Source organism: Streptomyces sp. NPDC086787, assembly GCF_044745865.1.
Lineage (GTDB): Bacteria > Actinomycetota > Actinomycetes > Streptomycetales > Streptomycetaceae > Streptomyces.
Genome location: NZ_JBIVBC010000004.1, coordinates 17,238 through 38,494, shown reverse-complemented (window position 1 = coordinate 38,494; position 21,257 = coordinate 17,238). Strand labels below are relative to the sequence as shown.

Below are 21,257 nucleotides of genomic sequence, written 5' to 3'. Positions count from 1 at the left end.
TTCACGGCACGGACGGCTGACGACGGCTAACGTTCCGTCATGACCGCACCTCGCGTACTCGACCCGGCGCGCTGCGCACTCGTTCTCGTCGACCTGATGGACCGCATCGTCGCGCTGCCCCTGGAACCCCGCAAAGGCGCAGAAGTCCTCGTCGCCGCCGAGCAACTGGCCGACACCTTCCGCTCCGCCGGGGCACTCGTCGTCCTGATCCGTGTGGAACGGGCGGGCGTCGCCGAACAGCCGCCGGGCAGCGGGCTCGCCGCCGGACTGCGTCGGGACGGCGACCTGGAGATCGTGAAGCGGACCATCGGCGCCTTCCAGGGCACGGAACTCGACGCACGGTTGCGCGAACACGGCGTCACCACAGTGGTGTTCGGCGGCATCGCCACCAACCTCGGTGTCGAGTCGACCGCTCGCGCCGCCCACGACCACGGCTACGAGCTGGTCTTCGTCGAGGACGCCATGGCCGCCTTCACGGCCGCCGAGCACGAGGCATCCGTGCGGCTGGACTTCCCGCGGCTGGGCTCCGTGGTCTCCGCCCGGCAGTTGAGCCTCCAGGACCGCTGACGGACCGGACCGAACGGGACCTGCCGGGCCTGGTCAGGGCTGGGCGGCCGGGCTGGTGCGCAGAGCGATCCGGTGGTCACCGGCGTACACGTTCATGGAAGTGCCCCGTAGGAAGCCCACCAGCGTCAGACCGGTCTCGGCGGCCAGGTCCACGGCCAGCGACGAGGGCGCGGACACCGCGGCCAGAATCGGAATGCCCGCCATGACGGCCTTCTGCGCCAGCTCGAAAGAGGCCCGGCCCGACACCAGCAGAATCGTGCGGGACAGCGGGAGATCCCCGCTCTGCAGGGCCCGGCCGACCAGCTTGTCCACCGCGTTGTGCCGGCCCACGTCCTCCCGTACGTCCAGCAGATCCCCGTCCTCGGTGAACAGCGCCGCCGCGTGCAGGCCACCGGTCCGGTCGAACACCTGCTGGGCCGCGCGCAGCCGGTCGGGGAGCACCGACAGCAGGGCGGGTTCGACGCGCAGCGGCGGGTCGTCCGCCAACGGCCAGCGTGCCGTCGTACGCACCGCGTCCAGGCTCGCCTTGCCGCACAGCCCGCACGACGAGGTCGTGTAGACGTTCCGCTCCAGCGTGAAGTCGGGCAGCGCGAGGTCCGGCGCGGTCCGCACGTCCACCACGTTGTAGGTGTTCGAGCCGTCGGCGGTCGCGCCCGCGCAGTACACGATGTTCCGCAGCTCGGAGGCCTCGCCCAGCACTCCCTCGCTCACCAGGAACCCCGCGGCCAGCGCGAAGTCGTCACCCGGCGTGCGCATCGTGATCGCGAGCGGCTTGCCGTTGAGCCGTATCTCCAACGGCTCCTCGGCGACAAGCGTGTCGGGCCGGACCGTGACCACTCCGTCCCGGACCCGGACCACCTTGCGTCGTTCCGTGACTCGTCCCATGTCCTGTCTCAGCCCCGGTTCTGTGAGGTACGGGTGGCGGCTGCGGGCGGCGGCCGTCGGTGCCCGTCCATTGTCCTGCACAGGTCGTGCCCGGGGTCGCCCTGTCCCCGCCCGAGTCCGCGTCCAAGCGCGCTCAGGTGCCGCCGACGAGCCTGGCGGGACCCCGCCCCGATCGCCCTGCCGATCGCCGCCCCGAGAGCGGAGCAGACGTATGGCATCCACGCTCACCACCACCCGCCCCACCCTCGCGCTGAAGCCCGGCACGGCATGGAGCGACGCCTGGCGCCGCTGCCTCGCCGTGGCTCCCGAGGCCTTCCGGGAGGACCGGGTCCTCAACCTCTACGGCGCCGACTGGCGGCCGGAGGGCCGACCCCTGCCCGCGACCACCCCGGTCGACGGCAGCCCCATCGCGGGTGCCCCCCGGCTCGACCGGGCCACCGCACGACAGGCCGTACGAGCCGCGCTGGACCAGCACCGGGCCTGGCGGAACGTGCCCCTCAAGGAGCGCCTGGCCCGGGTCTCGGCCACCCTCGACGCCCTCACCGAGCACCGCGACCTGCTCGCGCTGCTGCTCGTCTGGGAGATCGGCAAGCCCTGGCGGCTCGCACGCGCCGACGTCGACCGGGCGATCGACGGGGTGCGCTGGTACGTCGACGGCATCGAGCCGATGCTCGCCGACCGGGCCCCGCTGGAGGGACCCGTGTCCAACATCGCGAGCTGGAACTACCCGATGAGCGTCCTGGTCCACGCCATGCTCGTGCAGGCACTCGCGGGCAACGCCGTCATCGCCAAGACCCCGACCGACGGCGGGGTCGCCTGCCTCACCCTGGCGTCCGCGCTGGCCGCCCGCGAGGGCATCCCGGTCACCCTGGTCAGCGGCAGCGGGGGCGAGCTGTCGGAGGCGCTGGTCCGCGCGCCCGAGATCGGCTGCGTCTCCTTCGTCGGCGGCCGCGACACCGGGGCCGCGGTGGCCACCGCGGTCGCGGACCTCGGCAAACGGCACGTGCTGGAGCAGGAGGGGCTCAACACCTGGGGGATCTGGAACTTCTCCGACTGGGACGCGTTGACCGCCGTCATCCCGGCGCTCTTCGACTACGGCAAGCAGCGCTGTACGGCCTACCCGCGCTTCGTCGTCCAGCGGACGCTGTTCGACGAGTTCCTGGCGGCCTACCTCCCCGCCGTCCGCGGCATCAAGGTCGGTCACCCGCTGGCCGTCGGACACCCCGACGACCGGCCGCCGGAGCTGGACTTCGGCCCCCTGATCAACGCGGCCAAGGCCGCGGAACTGCACGCCCAGGTGGCCGACGCCATCGACCGCGGCGCCGTCCCGCTGCACCGCGGCCGGCTGTCCGACGCCCGCTTCCTGCCCGGCCAGGACACCTCGGCGTACGTCCAGCCGTTCACCCTCCTCGGGCCGCCCCCTTCCTCCCCCCTGCACCACGCGGAGCCGTTCGGCCCGGTCGACACCATCGTCCTGGTCGACACGGAGGCGGAACTGCTCGCCGCGATGAACGCCTCCAACGGCGCCCTGGTCGCCACCCTCTCCACCGACGACCACACGACCTACGACCGGCTCGCCCCCCAGATCCGCGCCTTCAAGGTCGGCCACGGCAAGCCCCGCTCCCGCGGCGACCGCAACGAACTCTTCGGCGGCTTCGGCGCCTCCTGGCGCGGCGCCTTCGTCGGTGGCGAACTCCTGGTCCGCGCCGTGACCCAGGGCCCGGCGGGGGAGCGGCCGCCCGGCAACTTCCCCGACTACCAGCTCATGCCCTGACCTGCGAGTAGCCCTCCAAGCGTAGTCACCCGGACACGTCGGGTTACCGGAACCCGTCCACGAATACGCAGGTGAAACGCGGTCCGAAACCTTGGTATTGTTGTCCACGTCGCCGCGGGGCAGTGCCCCGCACAAGCGGCAGACACCTTGTCCGGGTGGCGGAATGGCAGACGCGCTAGCTTGAGGTGCTAGTGCCCTTTATCGGGCGTGGGGGTTCAAGTCCCCCCTCGGACACCGACAGAGACCCCAGTCGATCTGGGGTCTTTCTGTTTCTCGGGCTGTGGCGAGCGGTGGTGCGGCTGGAACAGGGGCTGTGCCCCGGCGGCACCGGTACCGTTGCCGCATGTCGCGGCAACCGAACCTCGAAGGGGCGTCCCGCGCCGGCCCGCCGGCGGCGCCGGAGATCACCTCGACGCTCTGCGCCCAGTGCGGAACGGTCGTCCACGGCGTGGACAGTCGATACGCCTGCCCCGGCTGCGGGTGGGTCAACCACTGGTCGGAGGGCTCACGGGACCTGCCGACGGCTGAGGACGACCCGGACTACCCGCGGTAGTGACTCGGTTCGCCGACGAGGGCACCCCCAGGGGTTCCGGCGGCCGCACGGGCTTTCATGGCGGGAAGGGGCTGACCCGAACCGGGCTCGCTTCCGATCCGTGTCGCCGTCAACGGCCGCTCCGGAAAAAGCAGATGCCCGAGACCCGGCCCGCTTCCTACACTCGCTCCGACGAGCCAGTGGACAGATGAGAGAGGGGAGCGGCGTCATGCGAGACCGTGCCGTTGCCGCCCCTGTCCGCGCCCGCTACGAGGTGATCCTCGTGTCCTCGTCCGTCCGGTGCCCGCTGCGCGCCCGGCACCGGACCTCCGTGACGCACGTCTGATCTCGATTCACCGTCGACCCGGCTTTCTGCGATGCCCTGTTGACGAAGTACTGCTTCGAGCGTGCCCGCACGGAATCGCGCCGCCCTCCTCCAGCCCATCCTTGAAAGGCAATCGGGCCCGTGCGCACCAACACCAACTTCAACATCCGTTCCAACACCGACGTCATGCCCCGGACCCTCGTCCGCAACCTCGGCATCCTCGCCCATGTCGACGCCGGGAAGACCACCCTCACCGAGCGGATCCTGTACGCCACCGGGACCACGCACAAACGTGGTGAGGTCCACGACGGCACGACCGTCACCGACTTCGACCCGCAGGAGCGCGACCGGGGTATCACCATCTTCGCGGCGGCCGTCAGCTGTGCCTGGTCCGGGCACCGGATCAACCTCATCGACACTCCTGGACACGTCGACTTCGCCGACGAGGTCGAGCGTTCGCTGCGCGTACTCGACGGCGCGGTGGCCGTGTTCGACGCCGTCGCCGGTGTCGAGCCGCAGAGCGAGTCCGTGTGGCGGCAGGCCGACCGGCACGGGGTGCCGCGGATCGCCTTCGTCAACAAGCTGGACCGCGCGGGCGCCGACCTGGACACGGCCGTCGAGTCGATCCGGCGCCGGCTCCACCCGGCCCCGCTCGTCGTTCACCTGCCGATCGGCCGCGAGGCCGCATTCACCGGCGTGGTCGACCTGGTCCGAATGCGGGCGCTCGTCTGGCCCGACGGTGACAGTACGGCGGACGGTACGGCGACGGAGGGCCCGGTGCCCGCGGAACTCCGCGAGGAGGCGGCGCGGCGGCGTCGGCTCCTGGAGGAGGCGGTGGCCGAGTCGCACCCCGCCGCCCTGGAGGAGTTCTGCGCGCATTCGGCCGTGTCCACGCCGACGCTGGTCACCGCCCTGCGCGAGCTGACCCGCACCGGCGACGGCGTGGTCGTGCTGTGCGGCTCCGCGTACCGCAACCGCGGCATCGAGTCGCTGCTGGACGCGGTCGTCGCGTATCTGCCGTCACCGCTGGACGTGCCCGACGTGCGCGGGACGTACGACGGTGCCGAGCAGCGGCGGCCCGCCGACGCCCAAGCCCCGTTCGCGGCACTGGCGTTCAAGGTGAACGCGACCGCCACCGGACGGCTCACCCATGTCCGCGTGTACTCGGGGACGCTGGAGAAGGGAGACACCGTGTGGGACGCCGTCGGCGGGCGCACCGAGCGCGTCGCGCGGATCGTGCGGGTCATGGCCGACCGGCACGAACCGCTGGGCCGTGCGGTCGCCGGGGACATCGTCGCCCTCGCCGGACTCAGATCAGCGCGTGCGGGCTCCACGCTGTGCGATCCGGGCGCCCCGCTCGTCCTGGAACCGCCGGCCGTCGCCGACCCGGTGGTGTCCGTGGCGGTCGAGGCCCGCAGGAGCACCGACACCGGCCGGCTGGTCGCCGCGCTGGCCCGGCTCGCCGAGGAGGACCCTTCGCTGGTGGTGCGCACCGACACCGAGACCGGCCAGACCGTGCTCTCCGGCATGGGCGAACTGCACCTGGAGGTCGCGGTGGAGAAGATCCGCCGGGACGGCGGACCGGAGATCGGCGTCGGCCGCCCCCGGGTGTCCCACCGCGAGACCGTCGGCCGCGGTGTGTCGGGACTCGTCTTCCGGCACGTCAAACAGGACGGCGGGGCCGGGCAGTTCGCGCATGTCGTGCTCGACGTGGAGCCGCTGGCCGAGGGCTTCGAGTTCCGCTCGGCCGTGGTCGGCGGGCGAGTGCCGCAGGAGTACGTCCGCGCGGTCGAGGCAGGCTGCCGGGACGCCCTCGCCGAGGGGCCGCTCGGCGGTCACCCGGTGACCGGGCTGCGGGTCACCCTCACCGACGGGGCGACCCATGTGAAGGACTCCTCGGACACCGCCTTCCGCACGGCGGGCCGGTTCGGGCTGCGGGAGGCCCTGCGCGGCTGCGCGATGGTCCTCCTGGAACCGGTCGCCGAGGTCACGGTCACCGTGCCCGAGGACGCGGTCGGGGGTGTGCTCGGCGACCTCGCCGCGCGCCGCGGCCGGGTCTCCGGCTCGGCCGTCACCGGAGGTGCCGCCAGTGTGACGGCGACGGTTCCGCTGGCGGAACTCTTCGGCTACGCCACCCGGTTGCGCAGCCGGACACAGGGCCGTGGCACCTTCACGACCCGGCCCGCCGGATACGCACCGGCACCGGCCGCCGGGACGCCGACGGGCTGACTCGCACGGTCGGCGGCCCGCCCCCTGGAATTCGCCGCCCAGGGGCGGGCCGCCCCACCCGTGCGCCCGCGCCGCGCCCGAGCGACCTGAACAGGAGCGGCACCACCGCACGTATACCGTGTCCGTGGGAGGATCCCCGACCATGAGCGCGTCACCGGCCGTGAGGAGCCTGCGCGCCGCCGTGTTCGCGGCGGTGTGTGTGCTGCTGGCTGCCGCCGGGCACGGGCTCGCGATGGGCGCGATGCCGCCGCTCCGGGCCGACACCGCCGGATTCGCTGCGGTGTTCGGTCTCGGCTGGCTGCTCGGCGGGCGGGAACGGTCGCTCGTCGGGATCGGCGCGACCATGCTCGCCGTCCAGGCGGGCCTGCACACGGCGTTCGGCCTGGCCCGCTCCGCCGCTCCTGCCGCGGCCCACGCCATGCGGATGCCGACCGAGCACGGGCACCACACCCTCACCCATGTCAGCGATCCGCACGCGCTCACCGGTCACGCCACCGCCGCGCACGTCCTCGCCGCTCTGGCCGCGTCCTGGTGGCTGCGGCGCGGTGAGGCCGCCCTCTGGTCGCTGCTGCGGCGCGCCGCAACCCTGGTGCCCGGGCTCGTTGCCTGGTGGCACCGCTGCCCGCTGCCCGCCGCCCCGGACGAGCGACGCGGTGCCCCTGCCTCCGCCGTCCCGCACCGGCGGCCGCTGCTCCGCTACGCGGTGCGCCGCCGTGGGCCTCCTGCCCGGATCCCGTACGCCGTCTGATCCGCAATCACACCTTTCATCCCGTACGGAGATCCACTCACCCATGTCCACGACCCGAACCGCCCTGCGTCGCGCCGCGACCGCCACCGCCCTCGCCGCCGCCGGAGTCCTCGCCGCCGCGGGCATCGCCTCGGCCCATGTCACCGTCCACCCCGAGAACTACGCCAAGGGCGCCACGGACGGTCTGCTGACCTTCCGCGTGCCCAACGAGGAGGACAGCGCCTCCACCACGAAGGTGCAGGTCTTCCTGCCCACCGACCACCCCGTGCTCGGCGTCCTCGTCCACCCGCGGGACGGCTGGACCGCCAAGGTGACCACCACCAAGCTCAAGACGCCGGTCAAGACCGACGACGGCACCATCACCGAGGCCGCCTCCGAGATCACCTGGACCGGCGGGAAGATCGCCCCCGGCGAGTACGCGGACTTCGACGTCGCCTTCGGCGAACTGCCCGAGAACACCGGCAAACTGGCCTTCAAGACCCTCCAGACCTACTCCGACGGCAAAGTGGTCCGCTGGATCGAGCAGGACGACGAGGAGTCGGAGAACCCCGCGCCCGTACTGGAGCTGACGGCCGACGACGAGGCCACCGCCCCGTCCGCCAGGAACGCGTCGGCCACGAAGGCCGAGGGCGGCTCCGGTTCCGCCTCCGACTCCACCGCCCGCGGCCTCGGTGTCGCCGGCCTGCTCGTCGGAGCCCTCGGCCTGGCGGCGGCCGCGTTCGCGGTGGTACGGGGACGGCCGTCCCGCTCCTAGACCGTTCCGCGAAACCGCAGGGGCCCGGACCGCAATGCGGTCCGGGCCCCTGCGGGCGGGAGGTCACCGTGTGGTGACGAGTTCCCTCACCTCGCGGTCCCCCGTCCCGGACCTCGGCGTCTCCTCGACGACGCGGCGGGAGGTCCGCCACAGCCACAGCACGTCCCGCCCGAACGACCACAGCAGCGAGCCGAGAGCCAACGCCCCCACGGCCAGGTTCGCGGTGTGCGGCAGCAGTCCGGAACCCGCCACCAGCAGGCAGATGCCCTGGAGCGCGGCGACCGTCTTGCGGGCGAAGGACGGAGGCAGCGGGGCGTTCAGCCAGGGGGCCACGCGGGCCGCGGCGACGAAGCCGTACCGCATGGCGCCGATCAGCAGCACCCACGGCCCGAGGTCCATGGCCACGTACACGCTCAGCACCAGGATCAGGAACGCGTCGACCTCCATGTCGAACCGCGCGCCCAGCGCGGTCGACGTGCCGGTACGCCGGGCCACCTTGCCGTCGACGCCGTCCAGCAGCAGCGCCACCGTCGTCAGCGCGACCAGCAGGGTGACCGGGGGAGAGCTCTCGAAGGAGTCGGCGACCAGCGCCGTGACTCCGCCCACCAGCGTGGCCCGGCCGAGCGTGACCCGGTTCGCCGGCCCGAAGGAACGCAACTGGGAGCGGTGCAGCGCCCGGGAGAGGACCGCCCAGGTCGCTATCGCGAACGTCAGCCCCGTCAGCCAGCCCGCCGGGCCCAGGCCGATCACCGAGCCGAGCAGGGCCAGCAGCAGAATCTGCACGCCCGCTCCGACCGCGGGCTCCTGCTGGACCAGCCTGGCTTCGTAAGTAATGTTCAGGGCCACCGCACGTCCTCCGGCCGAGTGACAGAGTCGATCAACGCCGCGTACTGTGCGCGGCCTGTGCACATCTCGGTACGTGAACAAGTTGCCGATCGTTCAGGAGGATGCCGATGAACCGTCCCGCACGTGCGTTCTGGCTGCGCTCGCCGGGCCACGGAGAGATCCGTGACGTGGACCTCGCCGCTCCCGCCGAAGGCGAGGTGCTGGTGCGTTCGGTGTGCTCCGGGGTGAGCCGCGGCACGGAGACACTCGTCTTCCGCGGTGGTGTCCCGGCCGGGCAGCACGACGTCATGCGGGCGCCGTTCCAGGAGGGCGACTTCCCCGGACCGGTCAAGTACGGCTACCTCAGCGTCGGCATCGTGGAGGAGGGCCCCGCCGCACTCGTCGGCCGTACGGTGTTCTGCCTGTACCCGCACCAGACCCGCTACGTCGTCCCGGCGAGCGCCGTCACCGTCGTACCCGACGGTGTGCCCGCCGAACGCGCGATCCTCGCCGGGACCGTCGAGACCGCCGTCAACGCTTTGTGGGACGCGGCACCCCTGGTCGGCGACCGGATCGCGGTGGTCGGCGGCGGCATGGTCGGCTGCTCGGTGGCCGCCCTGCTCGCCCGTTTCCCCGGCGTACGGCTCCAACTGGTCGACGCCGACCCGGCGCGGGCGCGGACGGCCGAGGCGCTCGGCGTCGGCTTCGCCACACCGGAGAACGCGCTCGGCGACTGCGACCTGGTCATCCACGCCAGCGCCACCGAACAGGGCCTCACCCGCTCCCTGGAACTCCTCAGGCCCGAGGGCACGGTCGTCGAACTGAGCTGGTACGGCGACCGCCGCGTCAGCCTCCCGCTCGGCGAGAACTTCCACTCCCGGCGGCTCACCATCCGCAGCAGCCAGGTCGGCACCGTCTCCCCGGCCGGCCGCACCGGCCGAACCTACGCCGACCGGCTCGCCCTCGCCCTCGACCTGCTCGCCGACCCCGCGCTCGACGCGCTGATCACCGGGGAGAGCACCTTCGAACAGCTCCCGGAGGTGATGCCACGGCTCGCTTCCGGCGAGATCCCCGCGCTGTGCCACCGGGTCACCTACGCCTGACCCGAAACGGGTCACCTGCGCCCGACCCCGAAAAAGGCTCGTTCCAGGCCCCGGAAAAGAGTGAGATGTCGCTGAACACGGGGAACTGGTGAGCCGTACTACACGACATCCCCCGGCAGGGACCTGGCGGGGGACCCAGACGCGCCGCACCTGGAGGGTCGTCCGTTGTTCAGCATCACCGTCCGCGATCACATCATGATCGCCCACAGCTTCCGCGGCGAGGTGTTCGGACCCGCGCAGCGACTGCACGGAGCCACGTTCCTCGTGGACGCCACATTCCGCCGCGAGCAGCTGGACGACGACAACATCGTCGTAGACATCGGACTGGCCACACAGGAGCTGGGCGCCGTCGTCGCCGAGCTGAACTACCGCAACCTCGACAACGAGCCCGACTTCGCCGGTGTCAACACCTCCACCGAGTTCCTCGCGAAGGTCATCGCCGACCGGCTCGCCGAGCGGATCGAGAAGGGTGCCCTCGGCGAGGGCGCCAGGGGCCTGGCCGGCCTCACCGTCACCCTGCACGAGTCGCACGTCGCCTGGGCGAGCTACGAGCGTGCCCTGTGACCGACACGACCCTCGACCGGCCGCCCACCCTGCCCGCACTGCCCGCGCAGCTCACGGCCGTTCCGGCGAACCTCGGGATCCTGCCCATGTCCCTGCGCACCGTGCACTTCGTCATGCCGGGCGGCGTCGACGACCCGACGGCACCGAGCGGCGGCAACGCCTACGACCGCCGGGTCTGCCTCGACCTGCCCGGCTTCGGCTGGCAGGTCGTCCGGCACGCCGTGGACGGCGACTGGCCCCTGCCGGGCGCGGCCGCCCGCGAGGAACTCGCCCGCACCCTGCGCGAACTGCCGGACGGCACGGTCGTGCTGCTCGACGGGCTGGTCGCCTGCGGTGTCCCCGAGATCGTCGTCCCCGAGGCCGGTCGGCTGCGCCTCGCGGTACTCGTTCATCTCCCCCTCGGCGACGAGACGGGCCTCGACCCGGCGGTGGCCGCGGACCTGGACGCCCGCGAGCGCACCGTGCTCCGTGCGGTCCCGGCCGCGATCGCCACCAGCGAGTGGGCGGTCCGCCGCCTCGTCTCCCACCACGGCCTCGCCCCCGAACGGGTGCACGCCGCCGCCCCCGGCGCCGACATCGCGCCGCTGGCCGCCGGCACCGACGGCGTCTCCCACCTGCTGTGCGTGGCCGCGGTGACCCCCCGCAAGGGGCAGCACCGGCTGGTGGAGGCGCTCGCGGCGGTGCGGAACCTGTCGTGGACCTGCACGCTGGTAGGCGGCCTCACACAGGACCCCGAGTACGTCGCCCATCTCCGGTCCCTGATCGAGCGGCACGGCCTGACCGACCGCCTGCACCTCGCGGGCCCCCGCTCCGGCGCCGCCCTCGACGCCAGCTACGCCGCCGCCGACCTGATGGTCCTCACCTCCTACGCAGAGACATACGGCATGGCGGTCACCGAGGCCCTCGCCCGCGGCATCCCGGTCCTCGCCACCGACGTCGGCGGACTGCCCGAGGCCGTCGGCCGCGCCCCCGACGGCGGCGTGCCCGGCATCCTCGTCCCGCCGGAGGACCCCGCCGCGCTCGCCGCCGAACTGCGAGGCTGGTTCGGCGAGGCCGACGTACGCCGCCGGCTGAAGGCCGCCGCCCGCGGCCGTCGCGCGGCCCTCGACGGCTGGGCCACCACCGCCCGCAGCCTGGCCGGAGTCCTGCTGAGGCTCCCCGACGAACCCCGGAGCGCAGGATGACCGAGACCACCACCACCCGCGAGCACAACGGCCCGGACGAGGTGATAGCCGGCGCCGGACCCGTCGCCCGCCCCGGCGAACGCGCCACCGTACGGCTGCGGGAGGACGCCGAGGAGGGGCCCCGCTACGCGCCCGAGTGGCTGCAGCTGCGGGAGGGAGCCGACGCGGCCGCCCGCGCCACCGGCCTGCTCGCCCCGCTCCGCTCCCGGTTCGCCGGTCTGCCGGGCCGGGACGGCGGGCTGGCCGTGCACGACCTGGGCTGCGGCACCGGCTCCATGGGCCGCTGGCTGGCGCCCCGGCTGGACGGCACCCAGCACTGGATCCTGCACGACCGTGACCCCTATCTCCTGCACTTCGCCGCGGTAGCCTCGCCGCGGGCCGCCGCCGACGGCAGCCGGGTCACCGTGGAGACCCGGCGCGGCGACGTGGCCCGGCTCACCCCGGACGCGCTGACGGGCGCCTCCCTGGTGACGGCCTCCGCACTGCTGGACGTGCTGACCCGCGACGAGGTCACCGCCCTCGTGGACGCCTGCGCCGGCGCGGGCTGCCCGGCCCTGCTGACCCTGTCGGTGGCCGGACGCGTCGAGCTGACCGCACCGCACCCGCTGGACGCCGAGATCGCCGAGGCGTTCAACGCGCACCAGCGCCGCGACGGCCTGCTCGGCCCCGACGCGGTCGACGTGGCCCGCGAGGCGTTCGAGGCGCGCGGCGCGACCGTCGAGGTGCTGCCGAGCGCCTGGCGGCTGGGTCCGGCCGAGGCCGCGCTGACCGCCCAGTGGTTGCGCGGCTGGGTCGGCGCGGCCGTCGAGGAGCGCCCCGAGCTGGCCGAGCACGCGGCCCGCTACCTTCAGGAGCGGCTGGCCGCCTGCGCGGCCGGTGAGCTCCGGGTCGTGGTCCACCACAACGACCTGCTGGCGCTGGTCCGGCCGACGGGCGAGGCGGCGGCATGAGCGCACACGCGGCGGGCGTGGACACGACGCCCCGGGGGACCCGCGTCGGCACTGCCCCGGGCGTCGGCCGCCGGCTGCTCGCCCGCGTCAACACCCCCGCGGTGCGCACCCACTTCGGTACCGTGGCCGGCGCCGCCATCCTGGCCGCGCTGCTCTGGCGGCTCGGCACCGGCGCCCTCCTGGACGGGCTGCGCCGCATCGACACGACGTCCCTGCTGGCCGCCCTCGCCATCGGTGCGGTCACCACCGTGCTCAGCGCGTGGCGCTGGCAGTTGGTGGCCCGGGGGCTGCGGATCCGGCTGCCGCTCGGCACCGCCGTCGGCGACTACTACCGTGCCCTGTTCCTCAACGCGGCCCTGCCCGGTGGTGTCCTCGGCGATGTCCACCGGGCCGTCCGGCACGGACAGAGCGCCGGCGACATGGGCCGCGCGGTGCGCGCGGTCGTCCTCGAACGGGTCGCCGGACAGCTCGCGCTGACGCTCGTCGGCGGCGCCACGCTGCTCACCCTGCCGTCCCCGGTCCGCGACGAGGCCCGCGAGTTCGCCCCTCTCGCCGCCCTCGCCGTCACCGGGGCGCTCGCCGTCGTCCTCGCCGTCCGCATGAACCGGTCCGCCCGACGCGGCGGCGCGCTGCGCAGGACCCTCGGCGAAGCCCGCAGGGCTCTGCTGTCGCGCGGCAACTGGCCGGGCATCGCCCTGTCGTCGGTCGTCGTCCTGGCCGGACACCTGGCGATGTTCGTCCTGGCCGGCCGCATCGCGGGATCCGACGCCGCCGCCCCGACCCTGCTGCCGATCGCGGTGCTCGCCCTGCTCGCCATGGGCCTGCCGCTGAACATCGGCGGCTTCGGCCCCCGCGAGGGCGTCACCGCCTGGGCGTTCGGCGCCGCCGGACTGGGCGCGGACACCGGCGTGACCACGGCCGTCGTCTACGGCGTGCTCAGCCTCGTGGCGAGCCTGCCGGGCGCCGTAGTCCTGGTCGTCCGCCGGTTCGGCGGACGAGACGCCGGGACCGTCGCGCCGGACCCGGCGCCCGACGCGTCGTCCTACGCCGAATTCTCGGGCCCCGTCGACAAGTTCACCGGTGCGTCCGACGAGGTGAGCAGCGTGAAATACGCACCGAAGGAATCGGTGAGGCTCGCCAGCAGTTCCTTCCCCTTTTCCGCCGATCCCAGTGAAGGACGGCCGATGACACCCGAATCGGTATAGACGGACATTCCCACGGTGAGCAGATGGCGACGGTCGTCAGCGACAAAGTCGGCGCTCTTGTATCCAGGGCGGACCAATTCAGGATGAGCGTGCAGAAGAATGGACGTCTCGATTTCTCCCGCGTGCATGTCGGTGAGCAGCGAGGTCTGTACCCCGGCCCGCTGCAGGGCCGCCTCCCAGTCCTCCACGGCCGGGAACAGCGCCATCCGTTCACCGCGCGCCGAGGACTCCTGCACGACGTTTCCCAGCACGTAGTTCCCGCCGTGGCCGTTGACCACCACGAGCGCCTCCACCCCGGAACCGCGCAGCGAGGCGGCGATGTCCCGCACCACCGCGTGCAGCGTCACGGAAGAGATGCTCACGGTGCCCGGCCAGGCGGCGTGTTCGTGCGAGCAGCCGATCGTGACCGGAGGAAGGAGCTGCACCGGGTACGCGGCGGCGATCTCCCGCGCGACGGCACAGGCGATGAGGGTGTCGGTGGCCAGCGGAAGGTGGGGGCCGTGCTGTTCGAAGCTCCCGACGGGAAGGACGGCGACCCGTGTTGAGACGCTCGCGCCTCTGGTCCGTACCTCTTCCGTAGTGTCCGTCGGCAGCACACCGTATACCGTCGTACGCGCGCCCGAACCATCCATTGTCCACGGCCTTTCGTCTCTGCTTAGGAATCAGATCATGACAGACAACATCGGCATACTCGACAAGAAGACCCCACGGCGTTCGGGCGTGGAACGCGTTGTGAATGCCCCGCTGCCCACCGTGTACGGCAAATTCCAGGCGATCGGCTACCTGGACCACGATCGCGGTGACGAACAAGTGGCCCTGGTCCATGGAGACATCAGCACCGAGAACGTGCTCACCCGGCTGCACTCGGAGTGCCTGACCGGTGACGCCTTCGGCTCCCAGCACTGCGAGTGCGGCGACCAACTGGCCGCCGCGCTGCGCGCGGTCGTCACCGAAGGCAGCGGTGTCGTCGTCTACCTGCGGGGGCACGAGGGCCGTGGTATCGGTCTGCTGGGCAAGCTGCGCGCGATGGCCCTCCAGGCGGAGGGCCTGGACACCGTCGAGGCGAACCTCGCCCTCGGACTGCCGGTCGACGCACGGGACTACGGCGTGGCCGCGGGCATCCTGAGCGACCTGGGCGTCCGTTCCGTCCGGCTGATGTCCAACAACCCGCGCAAGCGCGAGTCGCTCCAGCAGCACGGCATCGAGGTCGCCGAGACGGTCCCGCTGCTGATCGAGCCCTGCGAGAACAACATCACCTATCTGCGGACGAAGCGTGAGCGACTGGACCATGTCCTGCCGCACCTCGACGCGGTCGCCCACTGGTCCTGACGGGCCCGGTCTCAGTCCGTGAGCGCCGCGTGCACCAGCCGTTTCAGTTGCGTGAACACCTTCAGCGTTCTGGGGCGGACCTGGGTCATGAACTGCACGGTCAGATCGTGGCCCGGGTCGACCCAGAACGTGGTGGTGGCGACGCCGCTCCAGCCGTAGGCGCCGAGGCCGGCCGGGGCGAGGGTGCGCTCCGGGGCGACCACGACGGAGACGCCGAGGCCGAAGCCCACGCCGTCGTTGCCGGGCTCCTGGTGGGGCGGGGCACCGAAGGCACGCAGGTCGGCGCCGCCGGGCAGGTGGTTGCGGGTCATCAGGGCGACCGTGGCGGGGGAGAGCAGACGGGTGCCGTCGAGTTCGCCGCCGCGACGGAGCATCTCCATGAAGCGGTGGTAGTCGTGGGCCGTGGCCACCATGCCACCGCTGCCGGACAGGAAGCGCGGGCGGCCGTGCAGCGGCAGCCCGGGGATCGGGGTGATGCCGCCGGTGTCGGTCTCGCCGTACAACTCCGCGAGCCGCGGAGCCTGTTCGTCGGTGATGTGGAATCCGGCGTCCGTCATCCCCAGCGGGCGGAAGATCCGCTCGGCGAAGAACTCGTCCAGCGGCCGCCCCGACACCACCTCGACGACCCGGCCCAGCACGTTGGAGGCCACCGAGTAGTTCCACCGCGTGCCGGGCTCGAACTGCAGGGGCAGGCCCGCGTACACGTCGGTGGTCTCGGCCAGGTCGGCACCGGGCGGCACGGAGGACTCCAGTCCGGCCTCGCGGTAGAGGGCGTCGACGGGGTGGGAGTGGTAGAAGCCGAAGGTCAGTCCCGCGGTGTGGGTGAGCAGATGGCGGATCAGGACGGGACCGTCCGCCGGACGGGTGCGCACCCCGGCGCCCGATCCGCTCTCGTACACCCGCGGCGCGGCGAACGCCGGCAGATGGCGTTCCAGCGGGTCGTCCAGCGCCAGCCGGCCCTCCTCCACCAGCAGCAGCACCGCGACCGCGGTGACCGGCTTGGTCATGGAGTAGATCCGCCACAAGGTGTCCGCCTCGACCGGCAGGCCGCCCGCGACGTCCCGCCACCCGTGCACCGTGAGGTGGGCGACCCGGCCGCCCCGGGCGACGGCGACCAGGAACCCGGGCAGCCGTCCTTCGCCGACGAGGTCCGTGAAGTACTGGTCGAGCCGTTCCAGAGCCCGCCCGTCGAGCCCCACCTCGCCCGCCTCGACGTCCTGCCGCAACTGTGCCATCGCTCTCCTCCGGTCACCCCGTGGGTGATACGGCCCGGCGCGTCCCGCCGTGCGCTCTTCAGGTCTCATGGTCGGGCAGGAGCGCGGGACCGGTCCCGCCGACCGGCGTGTGGTGTGGCCGACGTGCTGCCCCGTGCGGGCAGCGCCGCGGCCGCCGCCACCCCCAGCCCCGCCAGCGCGGCCGCCACGGTCAGGGGGAGCGCCACGCCCGCCCCCATGAGGGCGCTCGTCGTGGCCACGCCCAGGGCCGGGCCGATGTTCAGCGCGGTCTGCTGGAGGCCGCCGGCGACTCCCGCCGACCCGAGGTCCGCCTGCCGTACGACGACATGCGTCGCCGCCACCATCACCGTGCCGAAACCGGCGCCCAGCAGGGCGAAGCCGACGGCCAGGGCGGGCGCGCCCGACGCCCGGGACAGCAGCAGGGCGCCGGCCGCGAGGACGGTCATCGCCGCCCCCGTCGTACGCCGGGCACCGACCCGGCGCAGCAGTACGGCGCAGGCGGGAGCGGCCGCCACCATCAGCGCCGGCAGCGGCAGTCCCCGCAGCGCGCTGTGCAGCGGGTCGAGGCCGAGGGCGCCCTGGAGTTCGTAGGTGACGGCGAACAGTGTGCCGAACAGCGAGGCCGAGGCGACGGTGAGGATGCCCAGGGCCGCGCCCACGGACGGAGAGCCGATCACCTCCGGTGGGAGCAGCGGGCGTGCGGTGCGGCGTTCGTGCCGGACGAACGCGACGCCGGTGCAGCTCGCCAGGACCAGGCCCAGCGGGTGCGGTGCGGCCAGCGAGTGGACGAGGCAGGCCAGTGTCACGGCGAGGAGCAGCGCGCCCGGGATGTCCAGTGCGGTGTGCGCGTCGCCGGTGTGCCCCGGGTCCGGTGTGACCAGGGCGAGCACGCCGAAGCCGACCGCGGGCGCCACGCCGAGGAAGAAGACGGCCCGCCAGCCGAGGCCGGACACCAGTGCCCCGCCGAGCAGCGGCCCCGCGGCGGCGGCCACACCGATGGCGGCGGTGCGCACGGCGAGCGGAGTGGCGAGCCGGTCGGGCGGGTAGGCGGCACGCAGCATGCCGAGCGTGGACGGTTGCAGCAGCGCGCCGAACGCCCCTTGGACGACGCGCAGTCCGATCACCCAGCCGACGCCCGGCGCGAGGCCGATGGCTGCCGACGCGGCCCCGAAGCCGAGCATCCCCCAGCCGAACGCCCGCCGGTGCCCGTACCGGTCGCCGAGCCGTCCGGCGAACACCAGCAGGGCGGCCACGGTGACGAGATAGGCGGTACTGGTCCACTGCACCTCGGCGACCGACGCGTCGAGGTCCCGTTGCAGGGTGGGTTGGGCGACCGTGAGCACGGTGCCGTCCAGGGCGACGACCACGGCTCCCATCACACTGCTCGCCAGCGTGAGCCGGAGCTTCACCGCCCGCCCTCCGGACCGAGGTGGGCGTCCAGCGCCGCGAGCAGCAGGGGAGTGAAGTCGGCCTGCCCGGTGGCGAGTCGGAGGCTTCCCCAGGTCCACAGCTGGGCGATGCCGTGCAGGTTCGCCCACAACGCCCCCGCCACCAGAGGTGCGTCCGCCTCGGGCCTTGCCCGCCCGACCAGTTCGGTCAGCGCCCCGAACAGCGGCAGGCTGGTCCCGCGCAGCCCCAGATGACCGCTCTCCAGCAGGTCATGACGGAACATCAACTCGTACATGCCGGGGTTGTCCAGAGCGAACTCCAGGTAGATCCGGCCGAGCGCCGTCAGCCGGGCGCGCGGCCCGGCCGTGCCGTCGGCGAGCGCCCCGGCGGCCCGTTCGGCCAGCTCTTCGAATCCGCGCCGCGCGATGGCCGACAGCAGTTCCAGATGGGTGGGGAAGTAGCGGCGCGGCGCACCGTGCGAGACCCCGGCCCGGCGGGCGATCTCGCGCAGGGTCAGTGCCTGGGCGCCCTCGGCGGCCACCAGTGCCACTCCGGCGTCGACCAGCCGGGTTCGCAGACCTGTGTCGGACTCGTTCATAAACAGTGTCTACCAGGCGCACGTAGACACTGTCTACTGTTGTTCGCGGGCGTCCGCCGGGGAATGCGCGGGCCGCCCTTCCCGGTTGAGAAACACATGACTCAGGACGCGACGCAGGACGCACTGCTGAAGCTGCTCTCCGAGAGCCACGGCGGAGTGCTGGTCACCCTCAAGCGCGACGGGCGCCCCCAGCTGTCGAACGTGGCGCACGCCTACGATCCGGGCGAGCGGATCATCCGTGTCTCGGTGACCGACGACCGCGCCAAGACCCGCAACCTGCGCCGCGATCCGCGCGCCTCGTACCACGTCACGAGCGGCGACCGCTGGGCCTACGCGGTCGCCGAGGGCACGGCCGACCTCACCCCCGTCGCGCGGGACCCGCACGACGGGACGGCGGACGAACTCGTCCGTCTGTACCGCGAGGTGGCCGGCGAACACCCCGACTGGGACGACTACCGGGCCGCCATGGTCCGCGAACAACGGCTCGTGGTGCGGATCCACGTGGAACGCGTGTACGGCACTCCGCCCCGCTGATCCATAAGAATCTGCCTAGGCGGCCGCCCCGGTGTGCGCCCGCCGCTCGTCGGCCCAGGCCTCCAGTACATCGGTGAACCCGGCCGCCCGGTCCCGCCAGTCCAGTTCCGCCAGGACGGCCGCGCGGCCGCGGTGGGCGGCGCGCAGCCGCAGTTCGGGATCGTCGGCCAGGCGCCGGACCGCCCGCGCGGCGGACACCGGATCCTCGTACGGCACCACGAGACCGCAGCCGTGCCGTTCCACCAGCTCCGCGGCCAGCGGGGTCGGCGTGGTGACCACCGGGACCCCGTGGGCCATGTACTCGACCACCTTGGTGGGCCGCGAGTGGCGGTAGTTGGGCTCGTCGTGGAGGAGGGACAGGCCCGCCAGGGCGCCCGAGAGCCTGGCCAGCGCACGGTCGTTGGGCAGGAAGCCGTGCCAGCGCAGCACCCCGTCCCGGTCGGCCCGGCCGAGGGCCTCGCGTACGTCCGGGTCGGCGGCGCCGATCGCCTCCACGTGGATGTCCGGCGCCAGCTGACGTGCGGTCTCGATCAGTTCGAGCGCGCCGCGCGCCCGGGACAGCTGGCCCACATAGACGACCCGGTCGGTACCGGGGGGCGCGGGCGGTTCGGCCGGGACCGTGGCGAGGTTGGGGACGACGGGGTGGACGTGCCGGAAACGGCGCTGGTAGGCGTCCTCGGCCAGCAGCAGCCGCAGATGACGCTCGGCAAGCCGCTCGGCCGTCCGCACGGCACGGCGCAGCGGCGGCCGCAGGATCCGCGGCACCCAGCCCTTCATGACCAGCGCCGCCGCCGTGTCCTCGTGCACGTCCCAGACGGTCACCGGCACCTTTCCGCCGCGTCGCCAGCGGCGCAGCGTGCCGGGGAGCGCCAGCAGCAGTTCCGGGTCGTGGAGCAGCACCACATCAGCCTCCGGGCCGCGTTCGGCCAGCAGGGTGCGGGCCGCGCGCAGCGCCGCGCGCCGGTCGCGTCCGCCGGCCCGAGGGAGGTCGATTCCCTCCAGGTCCGGCCGGGGCCTCGCGTCACGGGCCGAGAACGGTGCCGCGTACACCACCAGGTGGCCGCGCTCCCGCAGCGCGGCGATCTGCCGGTGCAGTATGCGCGCGTCCTCGGGGTGGTGGACCACGGTGACCACGAGTATCCGCATCAGACCCCCTCTACAGGACCTCGACGTCGGGCCGGAAGATCCGTCCCCGGGTGTCGAACAGCAGCCGGGCGCCGTCGGCGATGGCCGGCAGGTCGTAGGCGGAGTGGTCCTGGAGCAGGATCGTCAGGTCGTGCTCGCGCACCGCAGCCATGACGTCGGCCGCCCGGGGCACGGCCGTACCGTCCACCGACCACAGCGGCACATGCGGATCGTGGAAGGTCACCTCGGCCTCCCGGTCGCGCAGCAGCCGCGCCACCGGTACGGCGGGCGACTCGCGCTGGTCGGCGACGTCCGGCTTGTAGGTGACCCCGAGCAGCAGCACCCGGGAGCCGCGCAGCGGGCGCCCCGCGGTGTTCAGCTGATCCTGGGCACGGCGCACCACGTACTCCGGCATCCGCCGGTTGATCTCCTGCGCCAGCCCGACGAACCGGAACTCGTAGCCCAGCGACGAACGCACTTTGTAGGAAAGGTAGTTGGGGTCGATAGGAATGCAGTGGCCACCCACCCCGGGACTCGGCCGGAACGCCTGGAAGCCGAACGGCTTGGTGCCCGCGCAGCGGATGGCGTCCCACAGGTCGACCCGCAACTCCCGGCTGATGATGGCCAGTTCGTTGACCAGCGCGATGTTCACATGCCGGTAGGTGTTCTCCAGGAGCTTGGCCATCTCGGCCTCGCGGGTGCCCTTCGCCTGCACGACCGTGTCCACGAACTTGCCGTAGAAGGCCACCGCGCGCGCCGCGCAGGACGGGGTGCAGCCGCCGACCACCTTCGGGGTCTCGCGCAGCCCGTGCTGCGTGTTGCCGGGGTCGATCCGTTCCGGCGAGAACGCGAGCGCGAAGTCCACGCCCGCCCGCAGCCCGGACTCCTCCAGCAGTGGCCGCAGGACCTCCTCGGTGGTGCCCGGGTAGGTGGTCGACTCCAGCACCACCAGCTGCCCGCGCCGCAGCCGGCCCGCCACCGCGCGCGCCGCCGAGGTCACCGCGCCCAGATCGGGCCCGCCGTCCTTGCCGAGCGGGGTGGGCACACAGATCACCACGGTCTGCGCACGGCTCAGACAGGCGTCGTCGGTGTGCGCCGTGAAACCCGCCCCGAGCATCCGGTGGATGTCGTCGTCGGACACGTCGTCGACATGGCTGCGTCCGGCGTTGAGACCTGCCACGATCCGTGGATCCCGGTCCAGGCCCATTACGCGCAGGCCGACCGACACGGCCTCCCGCGCCAGCGGCAGCCCGACGTAGCCGAGCCCGATCACCGCCAGCTCGACGCCGTCGGTCCGGCCCGCGCCCCCGGGCGGCTCACTCATGTCCTCGGATGGTTCGGTCCGTTCGACCCGCATAGGAATCACCCGGCCTCACAGCAGGACTTGTGGGCCTCCCAGGGA

At 73.0% G+C, this 21,257-nt stretch carries 20 protein-coding genes, 1 tRNA gene and 1 pseudogene; 14 read left to right on the top strand and 8 right to left on the bottom strand.

The window, feature by feature from the left end:
- Positions 1 to 39 precede the first annotated feature (39 nt).
- On the top strand, positions 40 to 567 hold the full coding sequence (locus ACIPK3_RS12275) for an isochorismatase family protein (RefSeq protein ID WP_402568745.1): 528 nt from the start codon (positions 40 to 42) through the stop codon (positions 565 to 567).
- A gap of 33 nt (positions 568 to 600) precedes the next feature.
- Here ACIPK3_RS12275 and fdhD read toward each other — a convergent pair whose 3' ends face one another.
- A complete protein-coding gene (fdhD, locus tag ACIPK3_RS12270) occupies positions 601 to 1,452 on the bottom strand; it encodes a formate dehydrogenase accessory sulfurtransferase FdhD (RefSeq protein WP_402568744.1) in 852 nt (283 codons plus the stop codon).
- 211 nt (positions 1,453 to 1,663) lie between these two features.
- Between fdhD and ACIPK3_RS12265 the strand changes: the two genes are divergently transcribed.
- The 6 genes from ACIPK3_RS12265 (at position 1,664) to ACIPK3_RS12240 (ending at position 7,814) form a co-directional block, all read left to right on the top strand.
- On the top strand, positions 1,664 to 3,226 hold the full coding sequence (locus ACIPK3_RS12265) for an aldehyde dehydrogenase family protein (protein WP_402568742.1): 1,563 nt from the start codon (positions 1,664 to 1,666) through the stop codon (positions 3,224 to 3,226).
- A gap of 149 nt (positions 3,227 to 3,375) precedes the next feature.
- A tRNA-Leu gene (locus ACIPK3_RS12260) sits at positions 3,376 to 3,460 on the top strand.
- Positions 3,461 to 3,569: 109 nt separating this feature from the next.
- Positions 3,570 to 3,779: a hypothetical protein gene (locus ACIPK3_RS12255; RefSeq protein ID WP_402568740.1), complete on the top strand. Its 210-nt coding sequence runs from the start codon at positions 3,570 to 3,572 to the stop codon at positions 3,777 to 3,779.
- Positions 3,780 to 4,269: 490 nt separating this feature from the next.
- Positions 4,270 to 6,312, top strand: coding sequence for an elongation factor G (fusA, locus tag ACIPK3_RS12250; protein ID WP_402569413.1), 2,043 nt, complete (start codon positions 4,270 to 4,272; stop codon positions 6,310 to 6,312).
- Between the two features lie 142 nt (positions 6,313 to 6,454).
- The gene (locus ACIPK3_RS12245; protein ID WP_402568739.1) at positions 6,455 to 7,060 is read left to right on the top strand and encodes a hypothetical protein; all 606 of its coding nucleotides are present in this window, start codon (positions 6,455 to 6,457) and stop codon (positions 7,058 to 7,060) included.
- A gap of 43 nt (positions 7,061 to 7,103) precedes the next feature.
- On the top strand, positions 7,104 to 7,814 hold the full coding sequence (locus ACIPK3_RS12240; protein WP_402568737.1) for a YcnI family protein: 711 nt from the start codon (positions 7,104 to 7,106) through the stop codon (positions 7,812 to 7,814).
- A 63-nt stretch (positions 7,815 to 7,877) separates the two neighbouring features.
- On the opposite strand, the gene ACIPK3_RS12235 is transcribed toward ACIPK3_RS12240, so the two are convergent.
- The gene (locus tag ACIPK3_RS12235) at positions 7,878 to 8,660 is read right to left on the bottom strand and encodes a CDP-alcohol phosphatidyltransferase family protein (protein ID WP_402568735.1); all 783 of its coding nucleotides are present in this window, start codon (positions 8,658 to 8,660) and stop codon (positions 7,878 to 7,880) included.
- A 107-nt stretch (positions 8,661 to 8,767) separates the two neighbouring features.
- Here ACIPK3_RS12235 and ACIPK3_RS12230 point away from each other — a divergent pair, with 107 nt between their 5' ends.
- From ACIPK3_RS12230 to ACIPK3_RS12210, 5 genes are all read left to right on the top strand, one after another.
- Positions 8,768 to 9,742, top strand: a complete 975-nt coding sequence (locus ACIPK3_RS12230) for a zinc-binding alcohol dehydrogenase (RefSeq protein ID WP_402568733.1) — start codon at positions 8,768 to 8,770, stop codon at positions 9,740 to 9,742.
- 165 nt (positions 9,743 to 9,907) lie between these two features.
- A complete protein-coding gene (locus ACIPK3_RS12225; protein ID WP_384764896.1) occupies positions 9,908 to 10,306 on the top strand; it encodes a 6-pyruvoyl tetrahydropterin synthase family protein in 399 nt (132 codons plus the stop codon).
- Complete coding sequence (locus ACIPK3_RS12220) at positions 10,303 to 11,490, top strand: glycosyltransferase family 4 protein (RefSeq protein WP_402568731.1); 1,188 nt, start codon at positions 10,303 to 10,305, stop codon at positions 11,488 to 11,490. The genes ACIPK3_RS12225 and ACIPK3_RS12220 overlap by 4 nt, the downstream gene beginning before the upstream one ends.
- Entirely contained in the window at positions 11,487 to 12,440 is a 954-nt protein-coding gene (locus tag ACIPK3_RS12215) for a methyltransferase domain-containing protein (RefSeq protein WP_402568730.1), read from the top strand. Before ACIPK3_RS12220 ends, ACIPK3_RS12215 begins: the two co-directional genes overlap by 4 nt.
- Positions 12,437 to 13,645 (top strand): YbhN family protein, encoded by a 1,209-nt coding sequence (locus ACIPK3_RS12210; RefSeq protein ID WP_402568728.1) that lies wholly within the window; start codon positions 12,437 to 12,439, stop codon positions 13,643 to 13,645. Before ACIPK3_RS12215 ends, ACIPK3_RS12210 begins: the two co-directional genes overlap by 4 nt.
- Here the strand turns inward: ACIPK3_RS12210 and ACIPK3_RS12205 are convergent.
- A pseudogene (locus ACIPK3_RS12205) lies at positions 13,528 to 14,277 on the bottom strand (creatininase family protein); the annotation flags it as partial. The gene ACIPK3_RS12210 and the pseudogene ACIPK3_RS12205 sit on opposite strands and share 118 nt — an antisense overlap.
- 37 nt (positions 14,278 to 14,314) lie before the next feature.
- Between ACIPK3_RS12205 and ribA the strand changes: the two are divergent.
- Positions 14,315 to 14,974, top strand: a complete 660-nt coding sequence (gene ribA, locus ACIPK3_RS12200; protein ID WP_402568726.1) for a GTP cyclohydrolase II — start codon at positions 14,315 to 14,317, stop codon at positions 14,972 to 14,974.
- A gap of 11 nt (positions 14,975 to 14,985) precedes the next feature.
- Here the strand turns inward: ribA and ACIPK3_RS12195 are convergent, their stop codons facing one another.
- From ACIPK3_RS12195 to ACIPK3_RS12185, 3 genes are all read right to left on the bottom strand, one after another.
- Positions 14,986 to 16,209, bottom strand: a complete 1,224-nt coding sequence (locus ACIPK3_RS12195) for a serine hydrolase domain-containing protein (RefSeq protein WP_402568724.1) — start codon at positions 16,207 to 16,209, stop codon at positions 14,986 to 14,988.
- 65 nt (positions 16,210 to 16,274) lie between these two features.
- A complete protein-coding gene (locus tag ACIPK3_RS12190) occupies positions 16,275 to 17,585 on the bottom strand; it encodes an MFS transporter (protein ID WP_402569411.1) in 1,311 nt (436 codons plus the stop codon).
- A gap of 29 nt (positions 17,586 to 17,614) precedes the next feature.
- Positions 17,615 to 18,196, bottom strand: a complete 582-nt coding sequence (locus ACIPK3_RS12185; protein WP_402568722.1) for a TetR/AcrR family transcriptional regulator — start codon at positions 18,194 to 18,196, stop codon at positions 17,615 to 17,617.
- A gap of 96 nt (positions 18,197 to 18,292) precedes the next feature.
- Here ACIPK3_RS12185 and ACIPK3_RS12180 point away from each other — a divergent pair, with 96 nt between their 5' ends.
- Positions 18,293 to 18,730 carry a PPOX class F420-dependent oxidoreductase gene (locus ACIPK3_RS12180; protein WP_402568720.1) on the top strand — a complete coding sequence of 146 codons (438 nt, stop codon included), beginning with the start codon at positions 18,293 to 18,295 and terminating at the stop codon, positions 18,728 to 18,730.
- A 15-nt stretch (positions 18,731 to 18,745) separates the two neighbouring features.
- Here the strand turns inward: ACIPK3_RS12180 and ACIPK3_RS12175 are convergent, their stop codons facing one another.
- Together ACIPK3_RS12175 and ACIPK3_RS12170 are read right to left on the bottom strand one after the other, a co-directional pair.
- Positions 18,746 to 19,876: a glycosyltransferase gene (locus tag ACIPK3_RS12175; RefSeq protein ID WP_402568719.1), complete on the bottom strand. Its 1,131-nt coding sequence runs from the start codon at positions 19,874 to 19,876 to the stop codon at positions 18,746 to 18,748.
- A 10-nt stretch (positions 19,877 to 19,886) separates the two neighbouring features.
- Complete coding sequence (locus tag ACIPK3_RS12170; protein ID WP_402568717.1) at positions 19,887 to 21,179, bottom strand: nucleotide sugar dehydrogenase; 1,293 nt, start codon at positions 21,177 to 21,179, stop codon at positions 19,887 to 19,889.
- Between the last annotated feature and the right edge of the window lie 78 nt (positions 21,180 to 21,257).